The following is a 1,262-nucleotide window of genomic DNA, read 5'->3' as shown; positions in this document are numbered from 1 at the left end:
AGCCCGTACGCGCTGTCGCATCTGGACGCGCTGGAGTCCGAGGCCGTGCACATCTTCCGCGAGGTCGCGGGTGAGTTCGAACGGCCGGTGATCCTCTTCTCCGGCGGCAAGGACTCCATCGTCATGCTCCACCTCGCCCTCAAAGCCTTCGCCCCCGCCCCCGTCCCCTTCCCCCTCCTGCACGTCGACACCGGCCACAACTTCCCCGAAGTCCTCGCCCACCGCGACCGCACCGTCCAGCAGCACCGACTCCGCCTGCACATCGCCTCCGTCCAGGACTACATCGACAGCGGCCGCCTCCGCGAACGACCCGACGGCACCCGCAACCCCCTCCAGACCCTCCCCCTCACCGACCGCATCCGCACCGAACACTTCGACGCCGTCTTCGGCGGCGGACGCCGCGACGAGGAGAAAGCACGCGCCAAAGAACGCGTCTTCTCCCTCCGCGACGAATTCTCCCAATGGGACCCCCGCCGCCAGCGCCCCGAACTCTGGAACCTCTACAACGGACGCCACGCCCCCGGCGAACACGTCCGCGTCTTCCCCCTCTCCAACTGGACCGAACTCGACGTCTGGCAGTACATCGCCCGCGAACACATCGAACTCCCCGCCATCTACTTCGCCCACGAACGCGAAGTCTTCCCCCGCGCCGGAATGTGGCTCACCCCCGGCGACTGGGGCGGCCCCAAAGACGGCGAGACCGTCGAGAAACGCCAGGTCCGCTACCGCACCGTCGGCGACATGTCCTGCACCGGCGCGGTCGACTCCGACGCCACCACCCTCGACGCCGTCATCGCCGAGACAGCCGCCTCGCGGCTCACCGAACGCGGCGCCACCCGCGCCGACGACAAGATGTCCGAAGCCGCGATGGAAGACCGCAAACGCGAGGGGTACTTCTGACCATGACCACCACCCACCCCCTCACCAGCGGCCCTCTCGCCGAGACCACCCTGCTGCGCTTCGCCACCGCGGGCTCCGTCGACGACGGCAAGTCCACCCTCGTCGGACGCCTCCTGCACGACTCCAAGTCCGTCCTCACCGACCAGCTCGAAGCCGTCACCCACGCCTCCCGCGACCGCGGCCAGGACACCCCCGACCTCGCCCTCCTCACCGACGGCCTGCGCGCCGAACGCGAACAGGGCATCACCATCGACGTCGCCTACCGCTACTTCGCCACCCCACGACGCCGCTTCATCCTCGCCGACACCCCCGGCCACGTGCAGTACACCCGCAACATGGTCACCGGCGCCTCCACCGCCGAA

2 protein-coding genes are annotated in these 1,262 nt (G+C 69.3%); both read left to right on the top strand.

Features of this window, described 5'->3' with window-relative positions; translation table 11 throughout:
* Positions 1-900 (top strand): sulfate adenylyltransferase subunit CysD (gene cysD, locus GA0115242_RS01185; RefSeq protein WP_093823532.1); only part of this gene is annotated, 900 nt, incomplete at its 5' end.
* Between the two features lie 2 nt (positions 901-902).
* Positions 903-1,262 (top strand): GTP-binding protein (locus GA0115242_RS01180; RefSeq protein WP_237548541.1); only part of this gene is annotated, 360 nt, incomplete at its 3' end.

The sequence above is a fragment of the Streptomyces sp. SolWspMP-5a-2 genome (assembly GCF_900091845.1).
GTDB classification, from domain to species: domain Bacteria; phylum Actinomycetota; class Actinomycetes; order Streptomycetales; family Streptomycetaceae; genus Streptomyces; species Streptomyces doudnae.
The sequence above is the reverse complement of the archived record's forward strand: the minus strand, read 5'-3'. Positions and strand labels throughout refer to the sequence as shown.